The 5,281-nt window shown below is 58.4% G+C and carries 6 protein-coding genes; 2 read left to right on the top strand and 4 right to left on the bottom strand.

The features are described 5' to 3' along the window. Positions 1 to 106: 106 nt before the first annotated feature. The 4 genes from NW856_RS09220 to NW856_RS09205 all read right to left on the bottom strand — a co-directional run bounded on the left by NW856_RS09220 (position 107) and on the right by NW856_RS09205 (position 3,322). Complete coding sequence (locus tag NW856_RS09220) at positions 107 to 610, bottom strand: hypothetical protein (RefSeq protein WP_414399929.1); 504 nt, start codon at positions 608 to 610, stop codon at positions 107 to 109. 47 nt (positions 611 to 657) lie between these two features. Then, positions 658 to 1,968 carry a response regulator gene (locus NW856_RS09215; protein WP_414399928.1) on the bottom strand — a complete coding sequence of 437 codons (1,311 nt, stop codon included), beginning with the start codon at positions 1,966 to 1,968 and terminating at the stop codon, positions 658 to 660. A gap of 265 nt (positions 1,969 to 2,233) precedes the next feature. Beyond that, positions 2,234 to 2,980 carry an SIMPL domain-containing protein gene (locus NW856_RS09210; protein WP_414399927.1) on the bottom strand — a complete coding sequence of 249 codons (747 nt, stop codon included), beginning with the start codon at positions 2,978 to 2,980 and terminating at the stop codon, positions 2,234 to 2,236. 30 nt (positions 2,981 to 3,010) lie between these two features. Then, complete coding sequence (locus NW856_RS09205; protein ID WP_414399926.1) at positions 3,011 to 3,322, bottom strand: hypothetical protein; 312 nt, start codon at positions 3,320 to 3,322, stop codon at positions 3,011 to 3,013. A gap of 202 nt (positions 3,323 to 3,524) precedes the next feature. On the opposite strand from NW856_RS09205, the gene NW856_RS09200 reads away from it, so the two are divergent. Together NW856_RS09200 and hemL are read left to right on the top strand one after the other, a co-directional pair. Continuing rightward, positions 3,525 to 3,800: a DUF4404 family protein gene (locus tag NW856_RS09200; RefSeq protein WP_414399925.1), complete on the top strand. Its 276-nt coding sequence runs from the start codon at positions 3,525 to 3,527 to the stop codon at positions 3,798 to 3,800. A 78-nt stretch (positions 3,801 to 3,878) separates the two neighbouring features. Next, complete coding sequence (gene hemL, locus NW856_RS09195; RefSeq protein ID WP_414399924.1) at positions 3,879 to 5,189, top strand: glutamate-1-semialdehyde 2,1-aminomutase; 1,311 nt, start codon at positions 3,879 to 3,881, stop codon at positions 5,187 to 5,189. Positions 5,190 to 5,281: the final 92 nt, after the last annotated feature.

Raw genomic sequence — 5,281 nt, 5'->3', positions numbered from 1 at the left:
AAGGACTCCGTCCCGCTGGCGCGATCAGTAGCTCAGGTGTCTCACCCTAACCTGAAGCAACTATACTTCTTAAGTACTTCTTACTTCAGTCACTCAAGATTAAAAACTACTGAGACTCCGACTCAACCCGCTGTAGAGTTTGCCGGTAGCGATGGCGCCAGCCGGCCAGAGATTCTTCCGAAATGTGGTCGATCAAGGTGCTCATCTCCGCCAGGATCTGATAAACGCGGTCAAAGCTTTGTCGGGTTCGCTCTTCCTGTTCCGGTTGACGCGCCTGCACCATGTACAAGCTCATCTTGATGGTTTGCAGGCGGTTTTTGCCCAAATCTTCCAGCATTTCCCGAATCTGTCGGATTGCCTCCTGCCTTACCCATCTTTGTCGCCGTCGCAACAGCCAAAAGAGGATCCCGTGGACGACCCCTACCAAAGTGGCGCTGACCGCCGTTGCCGTTTCTAGCGAAAAAGCGCTGCGGCTGGCCACAAAACCACTTAGCAGAATCACCCCTATTCCCACCGCTGTCAAGACTAGCTCAATGTTGTTTAGGAACCATCTTCCTGCCGGTCTCCAGATCCCAGATCCGGCCACTTGACCCTGAAAAATGCCCATCATAGCCTTTTGCACCTCCCTTCCGTCTCTCCCGTTCGCTCAGCCCATCGCTACCTGCTCAGCCGCCCCAAGGCCAGGCGCAGTCTTCTACGGCTCAGTTGACGCTTCAGACAAAGCTGCCGGAGTTTTCGCCGCCGCAAGCGGAAGGGTCTATGGGCCAGGGATCCCGCTGTGGACAGTTCCGGTGCAGAAGCCTGCATTTTTTGGCTGAGCTCTTGATGGTGTTGGCGGAGATCCTCAATCTGCCTGAGGCGAGTCTCCAGCTCTCGGCGCAGTTCGGCGTTTTCTTTTTCCAGACGCTGCAGGCGTTTCAGCAGCTCTGAGGACTCCGTTCCGCTGACGCGGTCGGAAACTGGGATGGGATGGGGAGCAGTCACCACCGAGCTGTGCACATTCCTGCTATCTCGCATAGCCTGGGCAGCCCGACGCAACAGAGCCACCCCCTTGGGATCATCGCTGTCCATGAGGCTGGCCGCTCCAAACTGGAGCTGCACCGGCAGCGCCCGCCCATTCACCACAAAGGGATCCTGAATCATTCGCTGGCAGCAGCGTTCGGCAGCAATTTGCGCAGCAGCCAAGGTGCTCCCCGGCAGCAGAATGATAAACTGCCCCTCGTCGTAGCAAAACAGGTCGTCTCCATCGCGCAGGTTATTGGCCAGGCGCTCTCTAAACAGCTTGAGAAGAGCACCCTGACCGTCAGCATCCAGCCCTTGTGCCAGAGAACCGAGGTTGGCCAAGCGCAGCACAAACAAGCTGAGGGGTTCCGATTGGGCACGGGCCTGGGCCACCCGCAGCGGCAAACGAGCCACCAAATCCTGACGGTTACCCACCTCCAAACCAATCGACTTGGGGGGAGAGGGAGGAGATTTTTGCCCAGTTTTGAGCAGATATTGCTGGCGGCGACTTTCTACAATGCGCAGCCCTGCCCGCACCCGCGTCAGCAGCTCTGCAGCCTGAAAGGGTTTGGAGAGAAACTCATCGGCACCTGCCTCCAAAGCCCGCTCCATGTTGTCACTGCCCTCGCGGGCAGTCATGATGATGTAGTACACCCAGGCATATTCCGGCAATTGCCGCAGTTGGCGGCACAGGTCTAGGCCGTTCAGAGAGGGCATGACCCAGTCGGCAATGATGAGGTCTGGGGGTTGGCGGCGAATTTGCTCCAGCGCGGAGAGGCCATCCAAGGCATAAGAAATACTGCAGCCCTGCTTGCCCAAAAAGTTGGACAGCATTTCTGCCACCATGTAGCTATCATCCACGATCAGTACACGGGCTTGCAGACTGCTGTCTTGGCTTCTGCCAGAGCCGGATTTCCCCTTCTCGGGCAGAGGAGTTGCACCAACGCTCTCCGGGCTGGGATCCATAGATAAACCGAGGCAGGGTGGCGCGGGAAAGCAAACTACCCGCAACTTTCCATCGCTATTCTAATGCGGTAGCAAACAGCAGCCGCTTCCACTTTGCCGAGTTGGTTAGATGGATTGAATCACTCTTGAATCACTGAGACTTCGCTCGTCCAGAGCCGCTGTCTGTTGCTGCCCAAGGCTTGCCCTGAGTAGGAATCTTTTGGCGGGAGAGCTGAAATCTATGTGGTGAACATTTGTGAATTATTCGAGGCAGCAAAGCAGAGGCTCAGTAACGGATCTCGAGGGTGACTTGGGCGCGCACGGTTTGCTGTCCCCCCTCCACCGGTGTGGATGCTGTTTCTAGACGGGCATAGTCGGCGCGGGCAAAGGGGATCGGCGGCGGGATCATGTAGCCATCGCTCTGAATCTGGATGCGCTCGACGGAACGGATGCTCAGGTTCAAGGCCCCCAGCACATCCTGGGCTTGACGTTGGGCATCTTTCACGGCTTGGGTTAGGGCGCGGCTGCGCGCCTCCAACAGGGTGGCTTCATCGGCCCGGAAACTGACCGATTCCACCTGGGTGGCTCCGGCGGCCACAGCTTCGTCCAGCACTTGCCCGGCTCTGGCCACAGGCACCTCGAATTGCAGACTGTTTTGCCCCTGTACACCCGTTAGGCGAGGTTGGCCATCCCGGTAGTCGTATTGCGGGTAGAGGGAAATGCCGGTGGTTTGTAGAGCGCCTACTTGCAGCTCCTTGAGGCGATTGACCAGCCGCTCTGAGCGTTCTGCCACCTGTTGTTGTACCGATTGCGCCGTCTCCCCCTGGATCACCACCCCCAAGCGAATGAGGGCAATGGAGTTCTCTACAGAGACCGATCCCTGTCCTGTAACCGTCAACATTCGGGATCCCTCACCAGGACTGGCCATCGCTCCACCTCCGGCGATTATGTTCCAACCCAACAGTGCCACCGCCAGTACCAGGCCCAGCCACGCTACCCCCTTCAGCCCTTTCCAACCCCTGATCCCGTTCATTGCTTTCCCCTTCTGTGGTTCAATCCCAGCCTACTCCCACCGCTCCTCAGCCTGATCCGACAAAAGCCCCAGCCACCAGTTCCCTAACCTCACCCAGCCGGTGCGTTCTTGCCCCCACGGATCCCGTATCCGCACACGGAATACCCGTTGATACTTGGAAGTGCTCCCGGAAAAAGGCCCCAGCCGCCAATACCGCGCCTCCTGGCTCAAAATGGAGTAGCCCTGCTTTGCCGCCCACCGCTGCAGCAATTCTTGGCTGCGTCTTTGTTCCCAGACGAAAATCCCAACGAAAAGGGCAGCAGCAACCGCCGCCCCTACTAGGGCCAATGCCAGCTCAGACATGGGGATAGACAGCAAGGCTACTGCCCATCCTATGGGAGTTGCTCCAATGCTGGGATCCCCGGCTGCAAAAGTTAACCTTCGCCGCTTACCCGCTCTTAGACCCTAGATAGAGGGATCCCTGCTTCAACCCATCAGACCGTATGATTGAGGCAGGGTGGTCAAAACTCAATCGGTTCTCAAGTCGTTAAGGTCTCTTTACAGAATGGCCGAATCGAAACTGCGACAACTGCTGCGCGATCTGGATGTTGAGCTGCAAAAAACCCCTGGCCTGGACGAAAAGCAGCGGCAGCACATTGCCACCATTCGCCAGGAAGTGGAAGCGGTGCTGGCCGAGCTGGGATCCCCGACCGAGAGCAAACAGAGCCAAGGGCATAGAGATCGCATCGGAGAGGCGCTGGGCCTGTTCGAGACCTCCCATCCCAACCTTACCCTGATCCTGGAGCAGGTGATCGACACGCTGGCGGGAATGGGTTTGTAGTTTCATGGTCGGTAAAAGGGCTCACCAGAAAGCTCCCTTGCTTGCTAGCCTTGGTAATGCGTTGAAAGCTCCTGCTCTATGACCAGCACTCTCCACTCCACTTCGTTTAACACCGCCCGCTCCAAACAGATTTTTGCCCGGGCACAAAGTCTCATGCCGGGGGGGGTTAGTTCTCCGGTACGGGCCTTCAAGTCGGTGGGCGGGGATCCCGTCGTGTTCGACCGTGTCTCAGGGGCCTACGCCTGGGATGTGGACGGCAACCAATACATCGACTACATCGGCAGTTGGGGGCCGGCGATTGTTGGCCACGCTCACCCCGAGGTCATTGAGGCTCTGCGCCGAGCTTTGGAGAAAGGCACCAGCTTCGGCGCCCCTTGCGTTCTGGAAAATGAGCTGGCGGAGCGGGTCATTGAGGCGGTGCCCAGTGTGGAGATGGTGCGCTTTGTCAATTCCGGCACCGAAGCTTGCATGGCGGTGCTGCGCTTGATGCGGGCCTATACCGGTCGGGAAAAGGTGATCAAGTTCGAGGGCTGCTACCACGGCCATGCGGACATGTTCTTGGTGAAGGCCGGTTCGGGGGTGGCCACGCTGGGCTTGCCAGACTCGCCGGGGGTGCCCAAGGCAGCTACCAGCGCTACGCTGACGGCTCCCTACAACGACCTGGAGGCAGTCAAGGCCCTGTTTGAACAGCACCCTGACTCCATTGCCGGAGTCATCCTAGAGCCGGTGGTGGGCAATGCCGGCTTTATTCCCCCCCAGCCGGGCTTCTTGGAAGGGTTGCGGGATCTCACCCAAAAGTACGGGGCCCTGCTGGTATTTGACGAGGTGATGACCGGCTTTCGCATCAGCTATGGCGGTGTACAGGCCAAGTTTGGGGTCATCCCCGATTTAACCACTTTGGGTAAAGTCATCGGTGGCGGCCTGCCGGTGGGGGCCTATGGCGGTCGGCGAGAAATTATGGAGATGGTGGCTCCAGCGGGGCCGATGTATCAGGCGGGCACCCTTTCCGGCAACCCCCTGGCCATGACAGCAGGGATCCAGACACTGGATATTTTGCGTCGTCCGGGCACCTACGAGTACCTGGAGCGGATTACCGAGAAGTTGGCAACAGGGCTATTGCAGATCGCGCGGGAAACGGGGCATGAGATGTGCGGGGGCTATCTGCCCGGCATGTTTGGCTTCTTTTTTACTGCCGGCCCGGTGCGCAACTACGAAGAGGCCAAGACTTCCGATCTGCAGAAATTTGCCCGCTTCCATCGCGGCATGTTGGAGCGGGGAGTCTATCTGGCGCCCTCGCAATTTGAGGCCGGCTTCACCTCCCTGGCCCACACAGAGGCCGATGTGGAGAAAACCCTAGCCGCCGCGCGAGAGGTGTTGAGCACCCTCTGAGTTGACAATTACCCCCTCGCGAGCCGGGATCCCTGCTATGGCCGAGCACATCCACCGCAACTGGAGCATGACTCTAGTCAATAATAAGCTCA

The sequence above is a fragment of the Synechococcus sp. R3-13 genome (assembly GCF_047462195.1).
Taxonomy (GTDB): Bacteria; Cyanobacteriota; Cyanobacteriia; order Thermostichales; family Thermostichaceae; genus Thermostichus.
This window is presented reverse-complemented; position numbering and strand designations above follow the sequence as displayed.

Coding starts and splice junctions, on each gene's coding strand:
- NW856_RS09220 (WP_414399929.1), bottom strand. CDS start 610: ATGATGGGCATTTTTCAGGGTCAAGTGGCCGGATCTGGGATCTGGAGA.
- NW856_RS09215 (WP_414399928.1), bottom strand. CDS start 1,968: ATGGATCCCAGCCCGGAGAGCGTTGGTGCAACTCCTCTGCCCGAGAAG.
- NW856_RS09210 (WP_414399927.1), bottom strand. CDS start 2,980: ATGAACGGGATCAGGGGTTGGAAAGGGCTGAAGGGGGTAGCGTGGCTG.
- NW856_RS09205 (WP_414399926.1), bottom strand. CDS start 3,322: ATGTCTGAGCTGGCATTGGCCCTAGTAGGGGCGGCGGTTGCTGCTGCC.
- NW856_RS09200 (WP_414399925.1), top strand. CDS start 3,525: ATGGCCGAATCGAAACTGCGACAACTGCTGCGCGATCTGGATGTTGAG.
- hemL (WP_414399924.1), top strand. CDS start 3,879: ATGACCAGCACTCTCCACTCCACTTCGTTTAACACCGCCCGCTCCAAA.